We start from the raw sequence: 22825 nt of genomic DNA on the forward strand, positions 1-22825 counted from the left end.
AGAACTCGTCTCCGGGGAGAGCACGGCATAAGCCGTAAAGCCATTGCGCAGGGAAGGCCGGGTGTTCTCCGCTGCCCTGTATGCTCGTGTGCAGCATTTCTTGTGCTAACCGCACACGGGACCGCGGGTGCAGCGCGCACCCGGTCTTCCTTGCGCCCTCTCATGAGAGGGCGGGAAGTTTCTGGCAAAGCTCGGGCGCAGTGCGTCGCGAGATTGCGAAGGTGTGTTCAGTGTTCAGTGCAGCAACAAAGAACGCCGTCGTCCCGGCCTTGACCACAGATGCGCAATTGCGCATCGGGGGACCCATAATCACAGGAAGAAGTTTTGCGGATGGTCTCGGCTACCGAACCTCATCGAGAGATCACGCGGTATGGGTCCCGGCTCAAGGCCGGGACGACGGGATATCGCTGCAATATCAACACCATAGCCCCGGCGTTAACGACGCAATGCAGCCTCCACCAACATTCCATGGCGCTTTGGCTGCGAATGGCCTAAAGGGTGCCTATCTCATTCAAATCGTTCGGGTCATCGGACCCGCGCATCCTCCAGCCGGCAGCCTCGATCGTATGGTTCGAGGCTTTATTCGGCTTTCCGGCGCAGCTGCGCCCATTAAGGTTCTGATCTCGTGACATCCCTGACCACAAGTCCGCCGCTCGCCCGAGCCCTGGCCGAGCGCAATTTCGATTCCCTGACGCCGGTCCAGACCGCCGTGCTGGCAAATGACGCTGCCGGCCGCGACCTGCTGGTGTCGGCGCAGACCGGCTCCGGCAAAACCGTCGCCTATGGCCTCGCCATATCAGCCGAACTGCTCGGCGATGCCGAGCGGTTCGAGCGGGCCGGCGCACCGCTTGCCCTGATCGTCGCACCGACGCGCGAGCTGGCGCTGCAGGTCCATCGCGAACTCGCCTGGCTCTATCAATACGCCGATGCGCGCGTGGTTTCCTGCGTCGGCGGCATGGATCCGCGCCGTGAACAGCGCGAGCTCGCGGCCGGCGCCCACATCGTGGTCGGTACCCCGGGGCGGCTGTGCGATCATTTGAGGCGCAACAGGCTGGATATTTCCGAACTGAAGGCCGTCGTGCTCGACGAGGCCGACGAAATGCTCGATCTCGGTTTTCGCGAGGATATGGAATTCATCCTCGAGACCACGCCGGAGACCCGCCGCACCCTATTGTTCTCGGCGACCCTGCCGCGCGTCATCATCGCCCTGGCCAAGGAATATCAGCAGGAAGCTTTCCGCATCGAGGTTGGCGGCGACGAAGGCGGTCATGCCGACATCGATTACCGCGCCATCCGGATCGCGCCCGGCGACGTCGACCATGCGGTCGTCAACACCCTGCGCTTCTTCGAATCGCCGAGCGCTCTGGTGTTCTGCAACACCCGCGAAGCGGTGCGGCATCTGCAGGCAACGTTGTCGGAGCGCGGTTTTTCGGTCGTGGCGCTGTCCGGCGAATTGACCCAGAACGAGCGCACCCACGCGCTGCAGGCGCTGCGCGACGGACGCGCCCGCGTTTGCGTCGCGACTGATGTGGCCGCGCGCGGCATCGATCTGCCGAACCTCGATCTCGTCATCCACGCCGATATTCCGAACGATCCTGAAGTCATGCAGCATCGCTCCGGCCGCACCGGCCGTGCCGGCCGCAAGGGGGTTAGCGTTCTATTGGTGCCGCCGGCGCGCAAGCGGCGCGCCGAAGTGCTGCTGAACCTGGCCGGCATCGATGCGATCTGGGGCACGGCGCCGCAGGCCGATGAAATCCGCAAGCTCGATCAAGAGCGCATGCTGAAGGATGCGCTGTTCGCCGAAGAAACTACGCCCGAGGATTTGATGCTGGCGCAGGCCCTGCTCGCCGAGCGCTCGGCCGAGGATATCGCCGCGGCACTGGCGCGGCTCTATCGCTCACGGCTGCCCTCGCCGGAAGACATCATCGATCCCGGCGAACATCGCAGCCGGGGCCGCGAGGATCGCGGCCGTGAAAGAGATAGTCGTGCGCCGCGCGGTGACGACCGTGGCGCCGGTCCACGATCCAAGTCGAAAAAGCCGTCGGCGCGCCACGTCATGGGCGAGAACAGCGTCTGGTTCCGCGCCTCGATCGGCAGCCGCAAGAATGCCGAGGCGCGCTGGCTGTTGCCGATGATCTGCCGCCGCGGCGGCATCGACAAAACAGACATCGGCGCCATCCGCGTCATGGACACGACGACCGAGTTCGAAATTTCCGCGCGCGCCGCCGACAAATTTGTCGGCAACCTCCGCCGTCCCGACAAGGAAGACAATATTCGCATCGAGCCCTTGCCCGAGGGCCCGCAGGGCGAGCCCGCGGCCGAGAAGCGTCCGCCTGCGCGCGAGCGTGAGGAGAGGGCGCCGAGGCCGCACGGCAAGCCGTGGCAAGACAAGCCGCGGGAAGCAAAGCCCTGGGACAAGCCTCGTGAAGACAAGCCTCACGACGAAAAACCCCGTGATGAAAAGTCCCGTGATGAAAAGTCCTGGGGCAACAAGCCGCCCGGCGGCAAATCCCGCGACAGCAAGCCGTATGAAGACAAGCCTCGCAGCGAAAAAGCGCCTGGATTCGACAAGGAAAGGCGTTACGACAAAAAGCGGCCGTTCCGGGAGAAGCCTGCTTATGCCGCCAAGCCGAAACATGCCGGCGCTGCGAAGCCCGCATTCGGAAAGAAGAAAAAGAAGAAATTCCGCGACTGAGGGGGCGTGACGATGGTCTGAGCGTCCGGCATCCTTGAGGCGCGATTCGAAGGAAACGACATGCCCGCCTTTCCGACCTCGACCACCGTCCTCGACTCCATCCTGTTCCGCGACGCCTTCGGCACGCCGGCGATGCGGGACGTGTTTTCGGATTTCAGCCTGATCTCGCGCTACGCCGAAGTCGAGATCGCGCTGGCCAAGGCCGAGGCGCGCTGCGGCGTGATCCCGGCGCAAGCCGCCGAGGAAATCGCTGAGCGAACCGACGTCTCGGCGTTCGATTTCGACCTGCTGCGCAGCGAGACCGATATCGTCGGCTATCCGATCCTGCCGCTGGTGCACCAGATGGCAAAACAATGCGGCGATGCCGGCCGCTACGTGCATTGGGGCGCCACCACGCAGGACATCATGGATACCGCCGTGGTGCTGCAGGTCCGCGCCGGGCTCGAGATCATCGAGGCCGACATCGCCGCCCTGCGCGGCATCCTCGCCGATCTCTCCAGGCGCTATCGCGACACACCGATGGCGGGACGCACCCATCTGCAGCAGGCGCTGCCGGTGACGTTCGGCTACAAGACCGCGATTTATCTCGCGATGTTCGACCGCCACGCCGAACGCCTCGCGCAATTGAAGCCGCGCGTCCTTGTCGGCCAGTTCGCAGGCGCCGCCGGCACGCTGGCCTCGCTCGGCGACAAGGGCTTTGAGGTTCAAAAAGCGCTGTGCGAGGAACTCGGGCTTGGCGTGCCCGTCTCGACCTGGCATGTCGCGCGCGACGGCCTTGCGGAAGTGATCAATTTCTTCGGTCTCATCACGGGCTCGCTCGGCAAGATCGCGCTCGACATCATGATCATGGCCTCGACCGAATTCGCCGAACTCTACGAGCCGTTCGTGAAAGGCCGCGGCGCGTCCTCGACCATGCCGCAGAAACGCAACCCGATTTCATCCGAACTGATGCTGGCGGCGGCCAAGGGCGTGCGCCAGCACGCCGGTTTGATGCTGGACGCGATGGTGCAGGATTTCGAGCGCGCCACCGGGCCATGGCATGCCGAATGGATGGCGATCCCGGAAAGCTTTGTGCTCACCGCGGGCGCGCTGCATCAGGCCAAATTCGCGCTGGGCGGCCTGATCGTGGACGAGAAGAAGATGGCTGACAATCTCGACATCAGCCGCGGGTTGATCGTCGCCGAAGCCGTGATGATGGGGCTTGCTCCGGACATCGGCCGGCAGGAGGCGCACGACGTCGTTTATGACGCCTGCCGTGTCGCCAATGACAAAGGCATGACGCTGGCCGATGCGCTGTCCGTGGATCCGCGCGTTTCCTCGCGCATCGACCGCGCGACCATCGACCGCCTGACCTCGCCGAAGAACTATCTCGGCCTCGCGCCCGAGATGGTCGATCGCGTATTGGCGGCGTCGAAGCGTTGAAGGAACCAGCCGGTTCGCCTATCTCTGTAGCAACGATTGATTTGAGGGCCCGTCATGACCGCACACGAACGTAATTTTTCGACACCGATCGATCCCGTGAAGCTCGACCGCCTTGCCGAGGTCGCCGTGAAGGTCGGCCTGCAGTTGCAGCCGGGCCAGGACCTGCTTTTGACCGCGCCGTCGGTGGCGCTGCCGCTGGTTCGAAAAATTGCCGAGCATGCCTACAAGGCCGGTGCGGGCCTGGTGACGCCGTTCCTCTCCGACGAAGAGATCACGCTGTCGCGCTATCGCTACGGCCACAATAACGGGTTCGATCGCGCGGCCGGCTGGCTCTATGAGGGCATGGCGAAGGCGTTCGGCAATAACACCGCGCGGCTGGCGATCGTCGGTGACAATCCGATGCTGCTGTCGGGCGAGGATCCGACCAAGGTGGCGCGCGCCAGCAAAGCCAATTCGATGGCCTATCAGCCGGCGCTGGAAAAGATCGTCAATTTCGAAACCAACTGGAACATCATCGCCTATCCGAGCCCGGCATGGGCGAAGCAGGTATTTCCCGACGTTGCCGAGGATGTCGCGGTAGCCAAACTGGCGGACGCGATTTTTGCGGCCTCGCGCGTCGATCAGGACGGCGCGGTCGCGGCGTGGGAAAAACACAACGCTGTGCTGCGCGAGCGCACGCAGTGGCTGAACGGCCAGCGCTTCCACGCGCTGAAATATTCGGGGCCGGGAACGGATCTGACGATCGGTCTCGCCGACGGCCATGAATGGGAGGGCGGCGCCTCGACGGCCAAAAACGGCATCACCTGCAACGCCAATATCCCGACCGAGGAAGTCTTCACCACGCCGCACTGCCGGCGCGTCAGCGGGCATGTCGTCAGCTCCAAGCCGCTGTCCTATCAGGGTACCCTGATCGACAACATCGCGGTGCGGTTCGAGGAAGGCCGCATCGTCGACGCAAAGGCGTCGCGCGGCGAGGAAGTGCTGAAGAAGGTGCTCGATACCGATGAGGGCGCCGCCCGCCTCGGCGAAGTGGCGCTGGTGCCGCACTCCTCGCCGATCTCGAAGAGTGGATTGCTGTTCTTCAACACGCTGTTCGACGAGAACGCCGCCTCGCACATCGCGCTCGGCCAATGCTACTCGAAATGTTTCGTCGGCGGCGACAAGCTGACGCCGCAGCAGATCGCGGCGCAAGGCGGCAACAAGAGCCTCATTCATATCGACTGGATGATCGGCTCGGCCGAGACCGACATCGACGGCATTCACACCGACGGAAGCAGCGTCCCGGTGTTCCGCAAGGGCGAATGGGCGTGAGCAGGCGCTCACGCCGGCCGTGAGCTAGGTCAGCTGCAACCTGTAAAAGTCCGTCGCCGTCCTGGAAAACATCGCCGTCTTCTCGGCCTCGCTGTACTGCGCGGCGAGGCGCTTGAAGGCGTTGAAGATCACCTGGTAGCTGCACTGGCCTTTATCGGGCGGAAAATTGCTCTCGAACATGCAGCGGCTGGGTCCAAAGGCTTCGATGCACGTCTCTATATAAGGGCGCCACGCAGCAGCGGCCTGTTCCGAAGTCGGCGGCTTCGGCCGCAGATGGAAGTCATAGCCGAGCAGGGCCATCGCAAGCCCGCCGAGCTTGACCACGACATTGGGACATCTGGCGATCTCCTGGATCGAGGCCTTCCAGATCGGAAAGATCTCCTCGCGCCGGCCCGCGTAACTGCCGATGCCGATCGGGCCGCCGCAATGATCGAGCACGATCCTAGTGTCCGGGAAAGCGCGGGCAAGATCGGTGAGTTCGCCGATCTGCGGATGAAACAGCCAGCCTTCGAAACTGAGGTCGAGCGGGGCGAGACAGGCGAACCCCTTGCGAAAGGTTGCGTCGAGCAGCAGGCCCTTCGGCCGCGTCGCATACATGCCGGCGACATCGGGATCGGCATCCCACGCCGCGGAATGCCGGATGCCGCGGAAGCGGCCATTGCCGGCGACGATCTCCGCTTCCAGCACCGGCCTGGCGCCTTCGCCAAGCAGCAGATTGACGTGGCTGACGATGCCGGCGCAGATCGCGGCCTTGCCGTAGCCGCCGCTCGCCGCCATCGCGGCAACGCCGTTGGCGAATTCTACTTCGCCGACCGGCCGGAACGCCTCGGGCCCACTGGCGCGGTACATAGAACGGCAATCGACATAGACGGTCGCGATGATGTTGTGGCCGGAGGCGACATCGGCCGCCATCTCCTCGATCAAGTAGCGCTGTCCGCCGCGGTCCCAGAGATGATGGTGGGGGTCGACGATCGGGCGGTCGGGGTCGATGATCGCCTCGGTGTGTTGCGCCAGCCAGTCTTCGCGCGGATCGGCATAGAGCCCGCTCTTCGAGGCGGGTGCAGTGCTGACGGCCATGGATGGTCGCTCCCTGATTCTTATTATCGTTGTCGTGCCGGCTCACACCCCGTCGAGAATGATCACCGTCGGCGTGGTGGGCAGCGTTTCCCGCGAAATCTTCAGGGTTCGCTGGGTGCGCTGGTCGATCTCGAACTGCTTGCCGATCAGCCGCATGAATTCGTCGAGCGGGGTCGCAAAACGATGCATCGGCAGCACCACGGAGGCGCGCAGGCGCTTGGTGATTTCGGAGACGCCGTCGAGCGACATCGTGAAGGTGCCGTCGATCGGGACCATCACGATGTCGAGCCGGCCGATCGCCGCGAAATGGCTGTCGTCGAGCTTGTGATGCAGATGGCCGAGATGGCCGATGCAGAGGCCGGCGACCTCGAAGATGAAGATCGAGTTGCCGTCCCGGATCATCTCGCCGCCGGCGCCATCGCCGTAGTAGCGGCGGATGTCGGTGGTCACGTTGCGGATATAGACATCATCGACGCGCAGGCCGACCAGCGCAGGCTGCCCCTTCTCACCCCAGCCGTGCAGCACATGCTTGATCTTGGGGTCGGGAAACAGCGTGAAATGCGTCGAATGCGCCCGGTTCATGGTGACGACGTCGGGCAGCCGCCCGGTCTGGTAGTAGCCGTTGAAATCGGTGCCGATCCGCACCCCGCCGGGCGTGTCGATGTAATAGGTGGAATGACCGACATAGGTGATCGCGACTTCTTCCACCTTGGCGGCGGTGCGGCGGAGGCTGACCGGCACAGCCCACGGCGGGGCGTTGGCCATCGCCAGGCATTCACTGCGGAGCGGCGATTGCGCGGTCGCAGGAACGATCAGCGAACCGAGAAAGGCAGTGGCAAGCACGAGCGATCGCAGCATGGCATGACCCGTATGCGGCGACGGCCGCTGGCATACTGTATCGCCGAATTCAGCGCCCGTCATGATGTCAATCGCGCACAGCTCCCGTGCCACATTTGCTTCACCGGCGTTAGGCGATACCGTGTGGCCGGATGCCACAACGGAGTGACGCCTTGACCGAACAAGCCTCCACGCCAGCCAAAAAGACCCCACGCGCACCATCTTCGAGGCGGCTGGAACCGCTGCGCAGCATAGATGCCGGCGTGCTCAAGATCGCCTATTACGAGGCGGGTCCGGCGGATGGGCCGGTCGTCATGCTGATGCACGGCTTCCCTTACGACATTCACACCTATGTGGACGTGGCGCCGCAGCTTGCCGCCGAAGGGTGCCGCGTCATCGTTCCCTATCTGCGCGGCTATGGGCCGACCCGGTTTCGCGACAAGGCCACGCGGCGGTCGGGCGAGCAGGCGGCATTGGGCGCGGACTTGATGGCGCTGATGGATGCGCTCGGCATCAAGCGCGCGGTGTTCGCGGGCTATGATTGGGGCGGCCGCGCCGCCTGTATCGGCGCGGCACTCTGGCCGGAGCGCTGCATCGGCCTGGTGTCGGTCAACGGCTACAACATCCAGGATATCGCCAACGCGATGGTGCCGGCGCGGCCGGACCGCGAAGTGGCGCTCTGGTATCAGTATTACTTCCAGCTCGAGCGTGGCCGCGCCGGCCTTGCCGCCGACCGGCGCGGGATCGCCAAGCTATTATGGCAGCAATGGTCGCCGAACTGGCAGTTCGACGACGCCTGCTTCGAGCGGACGGCGATCGCGCACGACAATCCTGACTATGTCGAGGTGGTGATCCACAGCTATCGCCATCGCTACGGCCTTGCCGAGGGTGATCCGCAATATGCCGATCTGCAGCGCCGGTTGGCGGCGCAGCCCGCGATTGTGGTGCCGACCATTACGCTCGACGGCGACGGGGATGGCGTGAGCCCGGCCACCGACGGCAGCAAGAGCGCGCCGAAGTTCGCCGGCCGCCGGGTTCATCGGGTGGTGCCGCGCGCCGGGCATAATTTGCCGCAGGAAGAGCCCGAGGCGTTTGCGGCGGCGGTGCTGGAATTGATCAGGGCGTAGGCCAGAGCAGCGACGTGATCGAACGAGCGAAGTTGGAGAAGCAGTAGCTGGCTACGCCGACGCCAATCGATCGAATCTAGCCATCAGGCTCCCCCCTTCCCTGGACCCGAGGGAGCGCCGAGTTGCTGCGGTGGCCCGAGGTCGTCGTCGAGTGAGCTCTTCAGCAGCTTGAGCTCAATATCCAGATTGCCGAGGTCGGCACTCTGCAAATTCCTCGCGTATTGGGTGAACGCGACATCGAGCCGGTCGATCAGTTCAGCCGTCGTGGTGATCCGCACCAAGTCGCGCATGCCGCCCTTCTCAAGCAGCGCGTAGGCCTCGGCGAGTTCGGCCGCCCGCGGCAAATAATAGGTGAGGAAGCGCCGCACCAGGTCGACGCGCAGCGGGTCATCTTCGACACCCGCGAAGATCTCGCGGGAAACCCGCGCCAGATGGCGCACGCGGTCGGCGACCTCAGGCGTGCCGATCGAACTCACGGCGACCTCCAGCCGCACCGCCAGCGGCTCGGCATCGGTCAGCAGTTCCCGCGCGAATTCGATTCTGCCTCGCGCGGCCCCGCTGGCGTCCAGCCTCTCGAACGGTTTGCGCGGCGAAAACGCCGTCACCAGCCCGCCGCCCGCCGCCAGGCTGACGATGCAGGCGACCCAGAATGGCATGCCGGCGCCGATCGCCAGCACCGGCAGCAGGACGGCGGCCGCGGCGCCGCCCGCGATCCAGTTCATGGCTGAAAAGCCTGATAGCATTCCCTTATAACCTCGCACCGCGCGAAGCGCCAAGCGCCAGCGCCAACCGCAGGCCGGCAAGGCAACGTCGCATCGCGGACTTCATGTCGTCGACTTGGACATCGCTGATTTCAACTCGTCGGTCAGTTGCGCCATCCGCTGCTCGATCTCGGCGCGTTTCTTGCGGCCTTCTGCCTGGACGTTGAGGACGCCCGAAATCGTGTCGACCAGATCGCTATTGGTTTTCTCCAGCGTCGCGATATCGATGATGCCGCGCTGTGACTGCTTTTCGATCTCGATTGCCTGGGTCTTCATCATCTCCGAGGCCTGTTTCATCATCTCGTTGGTGGCGTCGGTGACGGTCTTCTGCAAGTCGAGCGCGGACTTCTGGCGGGTAAGGCCGAGCAGCAGGATCATCTTCTGCTTCCAGACCGGGATCGTCAGTTCGGTCGTCGCCTGCAGGTTCTCGATCAGGGTCTCGTCGCCGGACTGCACGATACGGATCTGCGGCAACTGTTGAATGCCGATCTGGCGCGCCTGCTGCAGATAGAAGACGCGCTTCTCGAGCCGGTCGAGCGCCTGCGCGGCATCCTGATAGGTTTGCGCCGCCAGCAAGGCGTCGCTGCCTTCTCCGGCTGCCTTCACGGCCTGCTCCAGTTCGACCAGCCGGCCGCGGCGAAAATCCTCGGCAAAGGTCTTGCCGGCGGCGATATGCGAATCGAGGTCGCCGAGCGATGCCTTGCTTTGTTCGTGCAGTTCGTCCAGCACGGCGATATCGCGCCGCAAGGTTTCCTTGTTGCGGTCGAGTTCGACGCAGACGCGGTCGATCTGGGAGGCGACGTCGCCGAATTGTTCGGAGAACCGCCGCAAGCGCGATTCCATCGAGGAGAACAGGCGCGTGAAAAAGCCGCTGTCCTTGAGCGTCGCCGGATCGAGCCCGCGCGCCTTGCCCAGGATGTCCGACAACAATTTGCCTGTCGTCCCGAGCTCCCGGTTCTGGGTTTGGGCGAGGATGCGGTCCGCGAACTCAACGACCGATCGCTGCGCGCGATCGCCGAAGGTAACGATGCGCGACCGATCGGAGATGTCGATCTCCGACTTGATCCGCGCAACCGCGGTCGCGTCCACCATGACCGCCGGGACATTGATGGCTTCGCTCATCGCGCTTCCTCTCCTGTGTGCCATTCCCGGGGTGCCACATGGTGCCGCGGTCGTGCTTCGGCAAGATAACCCAGCCAGCCAAACGAATCGATGACGGCGGCGTGGCCTCCCAGCCCAATCAGGCTTGCCGGAAATCTGTCCTCAACTTCAATAGGATATCGCTTTGTCGGGGCTCGGTCTGCCGAGGTTCACGGCTGAATGCCGGACGCTTCCGCATCAATCCCTTCGCGGGCTGATCTTCCACGTCCCGGCCAGCATCAGCGCGGTCATGGCGCCGCTGATGAGGGCGGCGATCGGGATTGTGACGGCGAGGATCGCGGTCGCCGCCCATCCGATCGAGCAGAACGCCTCGGCAAATGTCGCGATCCGTGACGAGGTCTGGCGGCGGCGAAACTGGCTGCGCTTGGCCTGGACGCGAAACCACAGCTGGATCGCGGCCGCCGACACGGTGGCGATGACGACGAAGATGGCGGTGACCGCTGCCTGCACGGGCGAGGCCAAGGCCAGTGCAGCCACCAAGGGAGCGAAGATGACGCCGATCGCGATCATCACCACTTCGACCTTGGCCCTGATCACGCTGCCGGGCGGCATCGGGGCGGTCGCGACCAGATCTGCCGCGTCCTCGCCTGAAATCGTCAGCCAGGCGAGACCTCCGGCGAGCTGGCCGGCCGCCATCACGATCACGGGCGTGATCAGGACGGTCGCGGCCGAGCTATCGGAGAAGCTGCGCCACAGCATCAGCGCCGGCGGCACCAGATAAAGCAATTGCATCAGGCTCTGCGACACCAGCCAGGGATCGCGCCGCAGCAGCATGAACTCCTTCCAGCGCAGCGCGGCTTGCCGCGAACCGCGGCGAAACGAGGTCGTCCGCGACCCGCGTCGGGTTGTCGTTGCGGTCGCGGCGGCGCTGACGACGGTGCCGGCAAATTTCGGCGAGAAGACCGCCATCACGCTGCCGAGCAGCACGAGGCTGCCGGCCAGCAGAAGCGAGAGCATTTCGCCGTCCCCGATCGCGGCGCGCGCCGGCCACCACAGCGGACTGTCGAAATCGGGGGCGTAGGCCGCCGCGGCGTCCGACGTCAGCACCGTGAACCGCGACAGCGTGCCGTAGGAGAGGATCGCGGCGACCTGGAGCGCGATGACAAAACCCGCCCCGATGACGGCGGCGAGAATTTGCGCGGCGAGCCGCGTCCGGCTCGGGCCGATCAAGCGAAACAATAATACCGTGATTGCGATCGCAACCGCCGCGGCCGACAGGCCAATGGCGATGACGACGCCAAACGCCGAAAACCACCTGATGCCGCCGCCGATCACGAGAACGTCGACGAAAGGGCTCGACAACAGCAGCGCCATGGCCGTGACCGAGAGTGCGATTGCCGCGATCCGCACCGAGAAGATGTTGGTCAGCCTGACCGGCGACGACATGATCAAATCGAGGTCGGCGCGCGCATAGAACACCCGCGTCACCGATTCGATCGCCTGCGACAGCATCAGGGCCCAGGCCAGGAAGATCGTTGCTGACATGACGATCAGCGTCGGCTTGTCGAGCGGAGCCTGCAGATCGGCAAAGCGGCCGATCACCGCATAGGCCGGCAGATGCAGGAAGGCGGCGAGCACGAGCAGCCCGATCACGGCGCGCGTTCGTTTTCGCCGCGCGCCCGTCATCATGGCGAGCCATTCGCGCCACGCCAGCCGGATTTCGTGCCGGGCAAACCAGGTGAGATCAGCGGCCGAACTCATGCGGCCGCGTCGGTGTCGACGAGTGCAATGAACATGTCTTCGAGGCTGGTGTCGTTACGGCCGTTCTGCTGGCGCAATTCGGTGAGCGTGCCTTCGGCCACCAGCCGGCCCGCGGCGATGACGCCGATCCGGTCGGCCATCCGTTCGGCGACTTCGAGAATATGCGTCGTCATGATCACGGTGCAGCCGGCGCGGACGCGTGCCTGCAACAATCCCTTGACGTGACGCGCGGACAGCGCGTCGAGGCCGGTGAGCGGTTCATCGAGGATGATCAGGCGGGGGTCATGGACCAGTGCACCGGCCAACGCCACCTTCTGGCGCATACCTTTCGAAAAGCCTTCGCAGCGTTCGTGCAGATGCGGCTGAAGCCCGAGCGACACCAGCAGATCCTGCGCGGAGGATTCGGCAATCGAAGCATCGACGCCCCAGAGGCCGGCAACGAATTCGAGATATTCCAGTGGCGTCAGCTTGTCATAAATCATCGGCTCGTCCGACACCCACGCCATGATCTGCTTGGCGGCGACGGGATCGGCGAGTGCATCGATGCCCAATATAGAGACAGCGCCGGCATCGGGCCGCAACAGCCCGGCCACCATGCGCAACGTCGTGGTCTTGCCGGCACCATTGGGGCCGAGCAGGGCGTAGAATTCGCCGCGGTGGACGGTGAGATCGAGGGCATCGACCGCCGGGCGGTCAAAACGCTTCGTTAACCCTCGCACCTGTAGCGCTGATACATCGGGGTTCATGAGGTCGGGACGGTCCGGGTTTCATGTGTCGCCGCGAACCATGGACCCAAGAACTTTCGGTGCGGTGAATCGAAGACCCCAAATCGCGCCGATATGAACGCTTCCAAGGCAACTTCCAAGGCGACTTCGAAGCCAACTTCCGCCCTGCGGCATTTCTGCGCAATTGTTAACGCGGGTCGCAACCAGCGCTCTGTTGACAGTCGTCGGCGCTTTGGTCTCAATGGGGACGGACATATGTGGCCTTCAGCGCTTCGACACAAGAGCGCGAAGGCAGGATGCGTTAAGGCGATCCGTAGAATCGCGGGGCATCCGGGGGAGGGGAATCAATGCTGGACTTCGTTCAGCAACTGGTGAGTGGCATCGCACTTGGCTGCGTTTACGGCCTGATCGCGCTCGGCTTCGTGCTGGTGTACAAGGCCACCGAGGTCGTCAATTTCGCCCAGGGCGATTTGATGATGCTGGGCGGTTTCTTCGCCTTCACTTTCATCGGTATGCTCGGCCTCAATTACTGGCTCGGATTCGCCGGCGCCGTCATCTGCATGGCGCTGTTTGGCATGCTGGCCGAACGCGTGGTGGTGCGTCCGATCCTCGGCTATCCCCAGTTTTCCATCATCATGGCGACGATCGGGCTCGGATACTTCCTGCGCTCCATCGCCGGCATGATCTGGGGCACCGACGACCTCAAGATCGAGACCCCGTTCAGCCAGGGCGTGTTGCGGATCGGCTCGCTGGTGCTGGCCCATGACAAGCTCTCGGTGATCGCTGCGACCATCATCCTTTGCGGCTTGCTCTATCTGTTCTTCAACCGCACCACGCTCGGCACCGCGATGCGCGCCAGTTCCGAGAACATGCTGGCTGCCTATTACATGGGCATTCCGGTCAAGCGGGTGGTGTCGATCGTCTGGGCGATCAGCGCTGCGGTCGCAACAGCTGCCGGCGTGCTGCTGGCTCCGATCACCTTCATTCATTCCAACGTCGGGCTGGTGCTGGGATTGAAGGCGTTTCCCGCCGCGGTGCTCGGCGGCTTCGGATCGATTCCAGGTGCGGTGGTCGGTGGCGTCCTGATCGGCGTGATTGAGAGCATGGCCGGCTTCTATCTGCCGCAAGGCTGGAAAGACGTCGCGCCTTACCTCGTTCTCCTCGTGGTGTTGCTGCTCAAGCCCGAAGGCCTGTTCGGTGTGCACACGCGCAAGAAGGTTTAGGGGCCGCGATGCGTTTTCTCTTCAAGACCGACTACGAAGACGACATCCGGCTGATGCCGCACAGCGGCTATTTGGTCACCTACGGTGTGCTGCTGGCACTGCTGGCGATCGCGCCGTTTGTGCTGTCCAGCTATATCGTCAGCCAGCTGGTGTTCGTCTGCATCTACGCCACCGTCGGCGTCGGGCTGATGATCCTGACCGGCTTTACCGGGCAGGCGTCGCTGGGGCACGCCGCCTTCCTCGCCATCGGCGCCTATACGGCGGCCTTCCTGCAGCAATACAACGTCCCGTTTCCGGTTTATTTCCTGGCCGCAGGCCTGCTGACCGGCGTAGTCGGCGCGCTGGTCGGATTCCCGGCGCTGCGGCTGCAGGGCATCTATCTCGTCATTGCGACGATTTCCTTTGCCTTCATCGTCGAGGAAATCCTGGCGCGCTGGGAAAGCGTGACCCATGGCAATGAGGGCATGCGCGTCAAGACCATGCAGTTGTTCGGCATGGCGATATCGCGCGATAGTCCGAGCTTCTATTTCCTTTGTCTGGGCTTCCTGATCCTGACCATCGTCGGCACCCTGAACCTGCTGCGTTCTCCGACCGGCCGCGCTTTCGTCGCCATCCGGGACAGCGAGACGGCGGCGCGCAGCATGGGCATCAACGTCTCGCTCTACAAGGTCAAATCGTTTGCGATCAGTGCCGCGATCACCGGATTTGCGGGCTGCCTGTTCGCCCACAAACTGTCGTTCATCAGCCCGGAAATGTTCACGCTGCTGCTCTCGATCGAGTTCATCATCGTGATCCTGATCGGCGGCTCGTTCAGTCTGCACGGCGCGGTGCTGGGCGCCATCTTCCTGGTCATGATCGATCCGCTCCTGACCTATCTGAAGGACGACTTGCCCGGCATGATCGCGGGCGTCGCCTCGACGTTTGGCGCGGGCAAGGAGAGTGCGTCTCAAATTCAGGACAAGGCCGCCGCCATTGCTTCCGCCAACGGCCTCAAGGGCGCGATCTACGGCCTGATCATCGTGCTGTTCGTGCTGTTCGAGCCGCTTGGCCTCTACGGACGCTGGCTGAAGATCAAGCTCTTCTTCCAGCTGTTCCCGCTCTACAAGCGCGCCACTTTCAAGCGGCAGAAAATCTATGTGAAGTCGGAGCGGAACCGATGACCTATTTCCGGGCCGAAGACCTGTCGTTGCACTTCGGTGGCCTCAAGGCGGTCGATGCCGTCAGCTTCGCGGTGGAGAAGGGCGAGATCCTCTCGATCATCGGCCCCAACGGCGCCGGCAAGAGCTCGATCTTCAATCTGATCTCGCGCATTTACCCGCCGACCTCGGGCAAGATCTACTTCGAGGATCAAGACATCACCCAGCAGCCGGCTTACGAAATTGCCGGCCTCGGCATTGCCCGCACCTTCCAGAACATCGAACTGTTCGAGAACGCGACGATGCTGAGCAATCTCCTGGTCGGCCGGCACCGCCACTCCACCACGCAGCTGTGGCAGGAGTTGCTGTTCCTGCCGAGCGTACGCGCCCACGAAAAGGCGCATCGCCGCCGCGTCGAGCAGGTGATCGAGTTCCTCGACCTCGAAGTCTATCGCGACAAGCTGATCTCGGGGCTGCCCTACGGCGTCCGCAAGGTGATCGAGCTTGCACGCGCGCTGTGCTCGGAGCCGAAACTGATCCTGCTGGACGAGCCGTCTTCCGGGCTGAACGTCGAGGAAACCGGCGACATGTCGTTCTGGATCCGCGACCTGAAGACCGACCTCGGCATCACCGTTCTGATGGTCGAACACGACATGTCGCTGGTGAACCGAGTATCGGACCGGGTGATCGCACTGAACTACGGCAAGGTGATCGCGATGGGGTCACCTTCCGAAGTGCAGCGCCATCCCGACGTCGTCGCCGCATACTTGGGCGCATGAGGATGATGCCATGAGCGCTCCCGACATCATCCTGAAGCTCAGCAATATCGAGAGCTATTACGGGCCGATTCAGGCGATCAGGGGCATCAGCCTCGAAGTGCCGCGTGGCAAGATCGTCACACTGCTCGGCGCCAACGGCGCCGGCAAGACCACCGTTTTGAAAACCATTTCCGGCATCCTCGATCCGCAGAAGGGCTCGATCGAATTTCTGGGCAAATCAATCCAGCGCGTGGAAGCCGACAAGATCGTGCGGCTGGGCCTGAGCCACGTGCCGGAGGGGCGCGAAGTGTTCCCGTTTCTCTCCGTGCGCGAGAACCTGATGATGGGCGCCTATCCGCGCAAGGATCGCGACGGCGTCGCCGAGGATCTTGAGCGCGTCTATGGCTATTTCCCGCGGCTGAAGGAACGCATCAACCAGCCGGCCGGACAGCTCTCCGGCGGCGAACAGCAGATGCTGGCGATCGGGCGTGCATTGATGAACCGGCCGACGCTGTTGTTGCTGGACGAACCCTCGCTCGGGCTGTCACCGATCCTGGTGAAGGAGATTTTCACCATCATCAAGCGCGTCAACGAAGAGCAGGGCATGTCGATCCTGCTGGTCGAGCAGAACGCCAAGGTGGCGCTGGAGACGGCGCACTATGGCTATGTGCTGGAAATCGGCCGGGTCGTCATGAACGACAGCTGCGAGCGGCTGATGCATTCAAAGGACATCCAGGAATTCTATCTTGGCGCCAAGGAAGAGGGCGCTCGCGGTGAGCGACGCTGGAAAAAGAAGAAGACATGGCGCTAAACGACGCAGTTAAGACATTGGCGTTCCTAGTGATTTGGAGCTAAATTCGAGGCTGCTTCCGAAAACAAGACCGGCTGACAAGACCGGCGTCGGGCGCAGGCGAGAGAGGGAGGAAGACGCATGGCCAGACCGGCAGTGCTGACGGTCGCCGACACGCTAGCGAAGAGTTTTCTGCTGTCCGTGGAAACGCGCGGCGACCGGCCGGCGATCCGCGAAAAGAAGTTCGGTATCTGGGAGCCGACCAGCTGGCGGCAGTGGCTGCAGATATCGAAAGATATCGCCTACGCCTTGCATGCCACCGGCTTCAAGCCGGGCGACGTCGCCTCGATCATCGCGAACGCGGTTCCGGAGTGGGTGTATGCCGACATGGGCATCCTCTGCGCCGGCGGCGTCTCATCCGGGATCTATCCAACCGACTCGTCGGTCCAGGTCGAATACCTCATCAACGATTCCTCGACACGCGTGATCTTCGCCGAGGATGAAGAGCAGCTCGACAAGATCCTGTCCTGCCGCGAACGCTGCCCGACCTTGCAGAAGATCGTCGTGTTCGACATGGAAGGCCTCTCTGGCTTCAGCGATCCGATGGTGATGTCGCTGGCCGAATTCACCGCCCTCGGGCGCAACCACAGTCACGACGATCCGGCGCTGTGGGATGCGATGATCGCCAGCCGAGGCGCGGGCGATCTGGCCATCCTCGTCTACACGTCAGGCACGACCGGTCCGCCCAAGGGCGCGATGCATTCCAACCGCAGCGTGACGCACCAGATGCGCCACGCCAACGATCTGTTCCCCTCCACCGACGCCGAAGAGCGGCTGGTGTTCCTGCCGCTCTGTCATGTCGCCGAGCGGATCGGTGGCTATTACATTTCGCTGGCACTGGGGTCGGTGATGAATTTCGCCGAAAGCCCGGAAACCGTGCCGGACAATCTGCGCGAAGTGCAGCCGACCGCGTTCCTGGCGGTGCCGCGGATCTGGGAAAAATTCTATTCCGGGATCACGATTGCACTCAAGGACGCGACGCCGTTCCAGAACTGGATGTACCGCCAGGCGCTGGGAATCGGCAATCGCGTGACCGAGAGCAAGCTCGAGGGTAAAACGCCGCCGCTGACCTTGCGGATCGCCAATCAGTTCGCCTATTGGCTGGTGTTCCGCAACATTCGCCGCATGCTCGGGCTCGATCGCTGCCGTCTGGCCTTTACCGGGGCTGCGCCGATCGCGCCGGATCTGATCCGCTGGTATCTCGCACTCGGCATCGACATGCGCGAGGTTTACGGCCAGACCGAGAATTGCGGTGTGGCCACCGTGATGCCGCCCGACCGCATGAAGCTGGGCTCAGTCGGCAAGGCCGCGCCCTGGGGCGAGGTCGCGATTTCCCCGCAAGGCGAGATCCTGATCAAGGGCGACTTCCTGTTCATGGGCTATCTCAACCAGCCGGAAAAGACCGCCGAGACCATCGACGCCAAAGGCTGGCTGCACACCGGCGACGTCGGTTCGATCGACAATGAGGGCTTCGTCAAGATCACCGACCGGATGAAGGACATCATCATCACCTCGGGCGGCAAGAACGTCACGCCGTCCGAGATCGAGAACCAGCTGAAGTTCTCGCCCTATGTCTCGGACGCGGTGGTGATCGGCGACAAGCGGCCGTACCTCACCTGTCTGATCATGATCGACCAGGAGAATGTCGAGAAGTTCGCGCAGGACCACGACATTCCCTTCACCAACTACGCGAGCCTGTGCCGCGCGCCCGAGATCCAGGACCTGATCCAGCGCGAGATCGAGGCGGTCAACGTCAACTTCGCACGGGTCGAGACCATCAAGAAATTTTTCCTGATCGAGCGTCAGCTGACGCCCGAAGACGAGGAATTGACGCCGACCATGAAATTGAAGCGCAGTTTTGTGAACAAGCGTTACGCGGCCGAGATCGGCGCCATGTACGGCGAACGGGCGGTGGCGTAACGGACGAAGTTTGAGCAAAATTTGTAGAAACGGCGAAGGACAAGAAGGCCCCACCCTTCGCTCAACACGGGCCAACGAAGAGGAGACTGCAATGTCGAAATCGTATAGGGCGTTGGGCCTTGCGGTGAGCGCCCTTGCGCTGACCCATTTGCCAGCCTACGCCCAGACCAAGGTTACCAATGAAGGCATCTCGGCGAGCGAGATCGTCATCGGCACCCATCAGGATCTGTCCGGCCCGATCAAGGGCTGGGGCGTTCCGGTGTCCAACGGCATGAAGATGGCGGTTGAGGAAACCAACGCCGCCGGCGGCATTCACGGCCGCAAGATCAAGTTGGTCCTGGAGGACTCCGGCTACGATCCGAAGCGCGCGGTGCTCGCGTCGCAGAAGATGGTGGAGCGTGACAAGGTGTTCGCGATGGTCGGACCGATGGGCTCGCCCACCGTGCTCGCCTCGCAGGACATTCTGTTCGATGCCGGCGTGTTGCAGCTGTTTCCGCTGACCGCGGCCGAATTCACCTACAAGTTCGACCCGGCCAAGCCGCAGGAGCGGTTGAAGTTCAATAATCTGCTGCCCTATGTCGAGAGCACCCGCGCTGCCGTCAAATACATGATCGAGAACAAGAGCTTCAAGAAGCCCTGCATCATGCATCAGGACGACGAGTACGGTAAGAACGTGCTCGACGGCTTTACCCAGCAGGTAACCGCGATGAAGATGACACCGGCATCGGTGACCAGCTACAAGCGCGGCGCGTCCGACTTCAGTGCGCAGGTCGCCAAAATGAAAGCCGACGGCTGCGATATGGTGGTGCTCGGCACGGTGCTCCGCGAGACCATCGGTGCGATGGGCGAAGCCAAGAAGCTTGGATGGGACGTGACGTTCCTCGGCGCCACGCCGACCAACGTGCTTGAAGTGCCGGCGCTCGGCAAGGAAGCGGTGGAAGGGCTGTATGCCGCCTCCGGCTTCGAAATTCCCTACGAGGACACCGCGAAGGGGAAAGTGAAGGACTGGCTCGTCAACTACAAGAAAATGTTCGGCACCGACGCCAACACCCAGGCGATCATCGGCTACAATGCGGTGATGACGTTCGCGCATTATGCCAACAAGGCCGGCAAGGATCTGACCGGCCAGAAGATGCTCGATGCGCTGGAGTCCGGTGACAAGTTCCAGGATATCTTCAGTTCGCCACCGACCGTGTTCTCGAAAACCAACCATCTCGCCACCACCATCACCCAGGTCCAGCAGGTCAAGAACGGTCGCTGGGTGCTGGTGAAGGAAGGCCTGATGTTCTGAGGCTCGTCTTCCGAAGGCTTGCCTTCCAAACGACGAAGGGCTGCGCGATCATATTGCGCAGCCCTTTTTTTGGGATGGATCCCACTCTCCGTCATGCCCGGGCATCGCCGTCTGAAGGACGGCGTCGCTTCCGTTCGCCTACGTCCCGGGCATCCACGTCTTGGCGGCATAAAAAAGAACACGTGGATGGCCGGGACAAGCCCGGCCATGACGAGTTGGGCTACTGCTTCGGCTGTCCAGCTGCTTCGGCCGGCTTCGGCCTGATCGCATCCGCTGTGCCCTGGATGAAGGCGACGATCTTCGTTACGTCAGCTTCGGTCAGCTTGCCGGTGAAGTCAGGCATGCCCTGGTCGCGGAACGGACCCTTGAACACGAAGTCCTTCAGGTTCTCGATGGTCTCCTTCGGAACATAGCCGAGGTTTCGGACATTGCCGCCCTTGTCGATGCCGGGCACGCCGTGGCACTGCGCGCAGGCGGTGACATAGAGCGCGGTGCCATCGGGCACGTCCTTCGGGTCATACTTGACGCCGGCGAGCAGGCCCTCGGTCTGGTACTTCACGAAGGCCGGCAGCGGCGCCTTGCCGTCGACCGCGAAGGTGTAGACCGTGCCCGGGCTGCGCAGTTCGGTGGCGCGTGCGGCGATGCCGAACACGCCGCCCCAGCCGACCGCGATCGACACATATTGCTTGCCGTCGAGCATATAGGTCGAGGCCGCCGCGACCACGCCGGTGCCGGTCGGCGACTCCCAGAGCTTTTCGCCTGACGTGGCGTTGTAGGCAATGAAGCGTCCGTCAGCCGTGCCCTGGAAAACCAGATTGCCCGCGGTGGTGAGCGTGCCGCCGTTCCACGGCGCCACATATTCCGCGCGCCAGGCCTCCTTCTGCTTGACCGGATCCCAGGCGATCAACCGGCCGAACGGCGCTGATTTCGGCGGCGTCGCATTCAGCATGAAGCCGACATTCCAGCCCGCAGCGGACGCGAATTTGCCCGGCTCCTGCGCGTTATGCTTGAAGGCCTTTTCCGGCGTCAGGTTCACCGGAATGTTCTGCGCCGGCAGATAGACGAGGCCGGTCTGCGGATTGAACGACATCGGGTGCCAGTTATGGGCGCCGTACGGGCCGGGAATGCTGTCATACTGTTCTCTCCCACGCGCCGCCGGCACTTCGATCGGCCGACCATTGGCGTCGTAACCGGTCGCCCAGTTCACATCGACGAAGTTCTTGGCCGAGATGAACTTGCCGTTGGTGCGGTCGACGACGAAGAAGAAACCGTTCTTCGGTGCATGGAGAATGACCTTCCTTGGCGCGCCATCGATGTTGATGTCCGCCAGGATCATCGGCTGCGTCGATGTGTAGTCCCAATGATCGCCTGGGGTTTCCTGATAGTGCCAGATGTATTTGCCGGTGTCGGCGTTCAGCGCCACCAGCGACGCCAAATAGAGATTGTCACCGCCGGACGGGCTGCGGAGGTCCCGATTCCATGGCGAGCCGTTGCCGGTGCCGACATAGACCATGTTCAGGTCGGGATCGAAGGTGATGGTGTCCCACACCGTTCCGCCGCCGCCGTTGAGCCAGTATTTCCCGGCCGGATCCCAGGTCTTGGCGGCTGCCGCCATCGATTCATCTTCGAACGGTTTTGAGGGATCGCCGGGCACCGTGAACCAGCGCCAGGCCTGGTTGCCAGTCTCGGCGTCATAGGCGGTGATGTAGCCGCGCGCGCCATATTCGGCGCCGCCATTGCCGATCACGACCTTGCCGTTGAATACGCGCGGCGCGCCGGTGATGGTGTAGGAGTGCTCCTTGCTGACGATGGTGTCCTTTTCCCAGACGACCTTGCCGGTGACGGCATCGAGCGCGATCAGGCGGCCGTCATAGGCGCCGAGGAAAACCTTGCCCTTCCAGAGCGCCACGCCGCGATTGACGACGTCGCAACAGCCCTTGTAGCCCTTCTCCTTGTCAATGCCGGGATCGAAGGTCCAGAGCCTCTTGCCGGTTCGGGCGTCGATCGCATGCACCACGCTCCAGGAGGCGGTCTGGTACATGATGCCATCGACCACCACCGGGGTAGCCTCGACACCGCGCGAGGATTCGAGCGGATAGCTCCACACCAGGCCGAGCTTCTTGACGTTGTCGGTGTTGATCTGGTTCAGCTTGGAAAAGCGCGTTTCCGCGTAATCGAGGCCGATGGTCGGCCAGTCGTTCGATGTCGCGGTGTTGGCCTTGATCGAGGCGCCGTCGACCGCCGAGGTGACGGCCTTGATGTGCTCCGGCGATCCCTTGGCGGGACTTTGCGCGAGTGCCGCCGTGGAGGAGACCGCCAGCCCAAGCCCGATCGCCAGCGCAAGGCGAACCGGCCGATGCAAGTTGGAAAAGCTGTCAGGAAAAAAACGGCAAACAGAATCACCGTACGGCGAACGCGTCATCCTAGTCCCCTCCAATGATCTCTAGCGGATCTGTCGGAATGGTATGCCGGTGGGAACGACGGCGTCAATCAAGTGCGAGCGCGAAAAGAAAAAGAGAAAATTTGTATCGTCATGTTTTCGCCAAACAGAATGCAGCATGCGGTCCGGCTGCACTGCAGCATGACATGATGCCTCTCGTTGATCACGCAATGAAAATTGCAGGAAGCGTTGTATCCGATATCCCAGAGCGGATCATGGGCGCGCATGGCACCAAGTCGAACGGCCGCAGCGCTGGTCGTGCGGTGTTTGATCGTCGCCGCGGAATGCATTTCGCTGAGTGGGTTATTGTCAATCGGCTTCGTCGGACCCGGATTGGCAGGTGCGACAAGGCCGGACGCCGCCAGCGAGCTGATGACCATCAGCGTTTCG

18 protein-coding genes are annotated in these 22825 nt (G+C 62.9%); 10 read left to right on the plus strand and 8 right to left on the minus strand.

From position 1 onward, the window contains the following. Nucleotides 1-625 precede the first annotated feature (625 nt). Genes JQ609_RS31385 through JQ609_RS31395 form a run of 3 tightly spaced genes read left to right on the plus strand, consistent with a single transcriptional unit; the run spans nucleotide 626 to nucleotide 5428 of the window. Nucleotides 626-2695 carry a DEAD/DEAH box helicase gene (locus JQ609_RS31385; RefSeq protein ID WP_212276549.1) on the plus strand — a complete coding sequence of 690 codons (2070 nt, stop codon included), beginning with the start codon at nucleotides 626-628 and terminating at the stop codon, nucleotides 2693-2695. A gap of 60 nt (nucleotides 2696-2755) precedes the next feature. Then, nucleotides 2756-4117: an adenylosuccinate lyase family protein gene (locus JQ609_RS31390; RefSeq protein WP_212276550.1), complete on the plus strand. Its 1362-nt coding sequence runs from the start codon at nucleotides 2756-2758 to the stop codon at nucleotides 4115-4117. Nucleotides 4118-4171: 54 nt separating this feature from the next. Beyond that, nucleotides 4172-5428, plus strand: a complete 1257-nt coding sequence (locus JQ609_RS31395) for an aminopeptidase (RefSeq protein ID WP_212276551.1) — start codon at nucleotides 4172-4174, stop codon at nucleotides 5426-5428. Nucleotides 5429-5452: 24 nt separating this feature from the next. Here the strand turns inward: JQ609_RS31395 and JQ609_RS31400 are convergent, their stop codons facing one another. Together JQ609_RS31400 and JQ609_RS31405 are read right to left on the minus strand one after the other, a co-directional pair. Next, nucleotides 5453-6505 (minus strand): amidohydrolase, encoded by a 1053-nt coding sequence (locus JQ609_RS31400; RefSeq protein ID WP_212276552.1) that lies wholly within the window; start codon nucleotides 6503-6505, stop codon nucleotides 5453-5455. Between the two features lie 42 nt (nucleotides 6506-6547). Next, a complete protein-coding gene (locus JQ609_RS31405; RefSeq protein WP_212209405.1) occupies nucleotides 6548-7363 on the minus strand; it encodes an MBL fold metallo-hydrolase in 816 nt (271 codons plus the stop codon). 221 nt (nucleotides 7364-7584) lie between these two features. On the opposite strand from JQ609_RS31405, the gene JQ609_RS31410 reads away from it, so the two are divergent. Further along, nucleotides 7585-8469, plus strand: coding sequence for an alpha/beta fold hydrolase (locus JQ609_RS31410; protein WP_409411214.1), 885 nt, complete (start codon nucleotides 7585-7587; stop codon nucleotides 8467-8469). Between the two features lie 83 nt (nucleotides 8470-8552). On the opposite strand, the gene JQ609_RS31415 is transcribed toward JQ609_RS31410, so the two are convergent. The 4 genes from JQ609_RS31415 to JQ609_RS31430 form a co-directional block, all read right to left on the minus strand. After that, entirely contained in the window at nucleotides 8553-9191 is a 639-nt protein-coding gene (locus JQ609_RS31415; protein WP_249128635.1) for a 5-bromo-4-chloroindolyl phosphate hydrolysis family protein, read from the minus strand. A gap of 102 nt (nucleotides 9192-9293) precedes the next feature. Next, nucleotides 9294-10352, minus strand: a complete 1059-nt coding sequence (locus tag JQ609_RS31420) for a toxic anion resistance protein (protein ID WP_212276555.1) — start codon at nucleotides 10350-10352, stop codon at nucleotides 9294-9296. A 216-nt stretch (nucleotides 10353-10568) separates the two neighbouring features. Then, entirely contained in the window at nucleotides 10569-12092 is a 1524-nt protein-coding gene (locus JQ609_RS31425; protein ID WP_212276556.1) for a permease, read from the minus strand. Continuing rightward, on the minus strand, nucleotides 12089-12838 hold the full coding sequence (locus JQ609_RS31430) for an ABC transporter ATP-binding protein (RefSeq protein WP_211999308.1): 750 nt from the start codon (nucleotides 12836-12838) through the stop codon (nucleotides 12089-12091). Before JQ609_RS31430 ends, JQ609_RS31425 begins: the two co-directional genes overlap by 4 nt. A 326-nt stretch (nucleotides 12839-13164) precedes the next feature. Between JQ609_RS31430 and JQ609_RS31435 the strand changes: the two genes are divergently transcribed. The 6 genes from JQ609_RS31435 (at nucleotide 13165) to JQ609_RS31460 (ending at nucleotide 19995) form a co-directional block, all read left to right on the plus strand. Beyond that, the gene (locus JQ609_RS31435) at nucleotides 13165-14040 is read left to right on the plus strand and encodes a branched-chain amino acid ABC transporter permease (protein WP_212209377.1); all 876 of its coding nucleotides are present in this window, start codon (nucleotides 13165-13167) and stop codon (nucleotides 14038-14040) included. A gap of 8 nt (nucleotides 14041-14048) precedes the next feature. Then, nucleotides 14049-15200 carry a branched-chain amino acid ABC transporter permease gene (locus JQ609_RS31440; RefSeq protein ID WP_212209378.1) on the plus strand — a complete coding sequence of 384 codons (1152 nt, stop codon included), beginning with the start codon at nucleotides 14049-14051 and terminating at the stop codon, nucleotides 15198-15200. Then, complete coding sequence (locus JQ609_RS31445; protein WP_212209379.1) at nucleotides 15197-15955, plus strand: ABC transporter ATP-binding protein; 759 nt, start codon at nucleotides 15197-15199, stop codon at nucleotides 15953-15955. The genes JQ609_RS31440 and JQ609_RS31445 overlap by 4 nt, the downstream gene beginning before the upstream one ends. A gap of 10 nt (nucleotides 15956-15965) precedes the next feature. Then, nucleotides 15966-16745, plus strand: a complete 780-nt coding sequence (locus tag JQ609_RS31450; protein WP_211999311.1) for an ABC transporter ATP-binding protein — start codon at nucleotides 15966-15968, stop codon at nucleotides 16743-16745. 120 nt (nucleotides 16746-16865) lie between these two features. Continuing rightward, nucleotides 16866-18704 carry a long-chain fatty acid--CoA ligase gene (locus JQ609_RS31455; RefSeq protein ID WP_212276557.1) on the plus strand — a complete coding sequence of 613 codons (1839 nt, stop codon included), beginning with the start codon at nucleotides 16866-16868 and terminating at the stop codon, nucleotides 18702-18704. Nucleotides 18705-18795: 91 nt separating this feature from the next. After that, nucleotides 18796-19995, plus strand: a complete 1200-nt coding sequence (locus tag JQ609_RS31460; RefSeq protein WP_212209381.1) for an ABC transporter substrate-binding protein — start codon at nucleotides 18796-18798, stop codon at nucleotides 19993-19995. Between the two features lie 220 nt (nucleotides 19996-20215). On the opposite strand, the gene JQ609_RS31465 is transcribed toward JQ609_RS31460, so the two are convergent. Both JQ609_RS31465 and JQ609_RS31470 read right to left on the minus strand, forming a co-directional pair. Further along, a complete protein-coding gene (locus tag JQ609_RS31465; RefSeq protein ID WP_409363406.1) occupies nucleotides 20216-22357 on the minus strand; it encodes a PQQ-dependent dehydrogenase, methanol/ethanol family in 2142 nt (713 codons plus the stop codon). A gap of 128 nt (nucleotides 22358-22485) precedes the next feature. Beyond that, nucleotides 22486-22815 carry a hypothetical protein gene (locus tag JQ609_RS31470; RefSeq protein WP_212276558.1) on the minus strand — a complete coding sequence of 110 codons (330 nt, stop codon included), beginning with the start codon at nucleotides 22813-22815 and terminating at the stop codon, nucleotides 22486-22488. Nucleotides 22816-22825: the final 10 nt, after the last annotated feature.

This window comes from Bradyrhizobium sp. AUGA SZCCT0169 (assembly GCF_018130085.1).
Taxonomy (GTDB): domain Bacteria; phylum Pseudomonadota; class Alphaproteobacteria; order Rhizobiales; family Xanthobacteraceae; genus Bradyrhizobium.

Coding starts and splice junctions, on each gene's coding strand:
- JQ609_RS31390 (WP_212276550.1), top strand. CDS start 2,756: ATGCCCGCCTTTCCGACCTCGACCACCGTCCTCGACTCCATCCTGTTC.
- JQ609_RS31395 (WP_212276551.1), top strand. CDS start 4,172: ATGACCGCACACGAACGTAATTTTTCGACACCGATCGATCCCGTGAAG.
- JQ609_RS31400 (WP_212276552.1), bottom strand. CDS start 6,505: ATGGCCGTCAGCACTGCACCCGCCTCGAAGAGCGGGCTCTATGCCGAT.
- JQ609_RS31405 (WP_212209405.1), bottom strand. CDS start 7,363: ATGCTGCGATCGCTCGTGCTTGCCACTGCCTTTCTCGGTTCGCTGATC.
- JQ609_RS31415 (WP_249128635.1), bottom strand. CDS start 9,191: ATGAACTGGATCGCGGGCGGCGCCGCGGCCGCCGTCCTGCTGCCGGTG.
- JQ609_RS31420 (WP_212276555.1), bottom strand. CDS start 10,352: ATGAGCGAAGCCATCAATGTCCCGGCGGTCATGGTGGACGCGACCGCG.
- JQ609_RS31425 (WP_212276556.1), bottom strand. CDS start 12,092: ATGAGTTCGGCCGCTGATCTCACCTGGTTTGCCCGGCACGAAATCCGG.
- JQ609_RS31430 (WP_211999308.1), bottom strand. CDS start 12,838: ATGAACCCCGATGTATCAGCGCTACAGGTGCGAGGGTTAACGAAGCGT.
- JQ609_RS31435 (WP_212209377.1), top strand. CDS start 13,165: ATGCTGGACTTCGTTCAGCAACTGGTGAGTGGCATCGCACTTGGCTGC.
- JQ609_RS31440 (WP_212209378.1), top strand. CDS start 14,049: ATGCGTTTTCTCTTCAAGACCGACTACGAAGACGACATCCGGCTGATG.
- JQ609_RS31445 (WP_212209379.1), top strand. CDS start 15,197: ATGACCTATTTCCGGGCCGAAGACCTGTCGTTGCACTTCGGTGGCCTC.
- JQ609_RS31450 (WP_211999311.1), top strand. CDS start 15,966: ATGAGCGCTCCCGACATCATCCTGAAGCTCAGCAATATCGAGAGCTAT.
- JQ609_RS31455 (WP_212276557.1), top strand. CDS start 16,866: ATGGCCAGACCGGCAGTGCTGACGGTCGCCGACACGCTAGCGAAGAGT.
- JQ609_RS31460 (WP_212209381.1), top strand. CDS start 18,796: ATGTCGAAATCGTATAGGGCGTTGGGCCTTGCGGTGAGCGCCCTTGCG.
- JQ609_RS31470 (WP_212276558.1), bottom strand. CDS start 22,815: ATGGTCATCAGCTCGCTGGCGGCGTCCGGCCTTGTCGCACCTGCCAAT.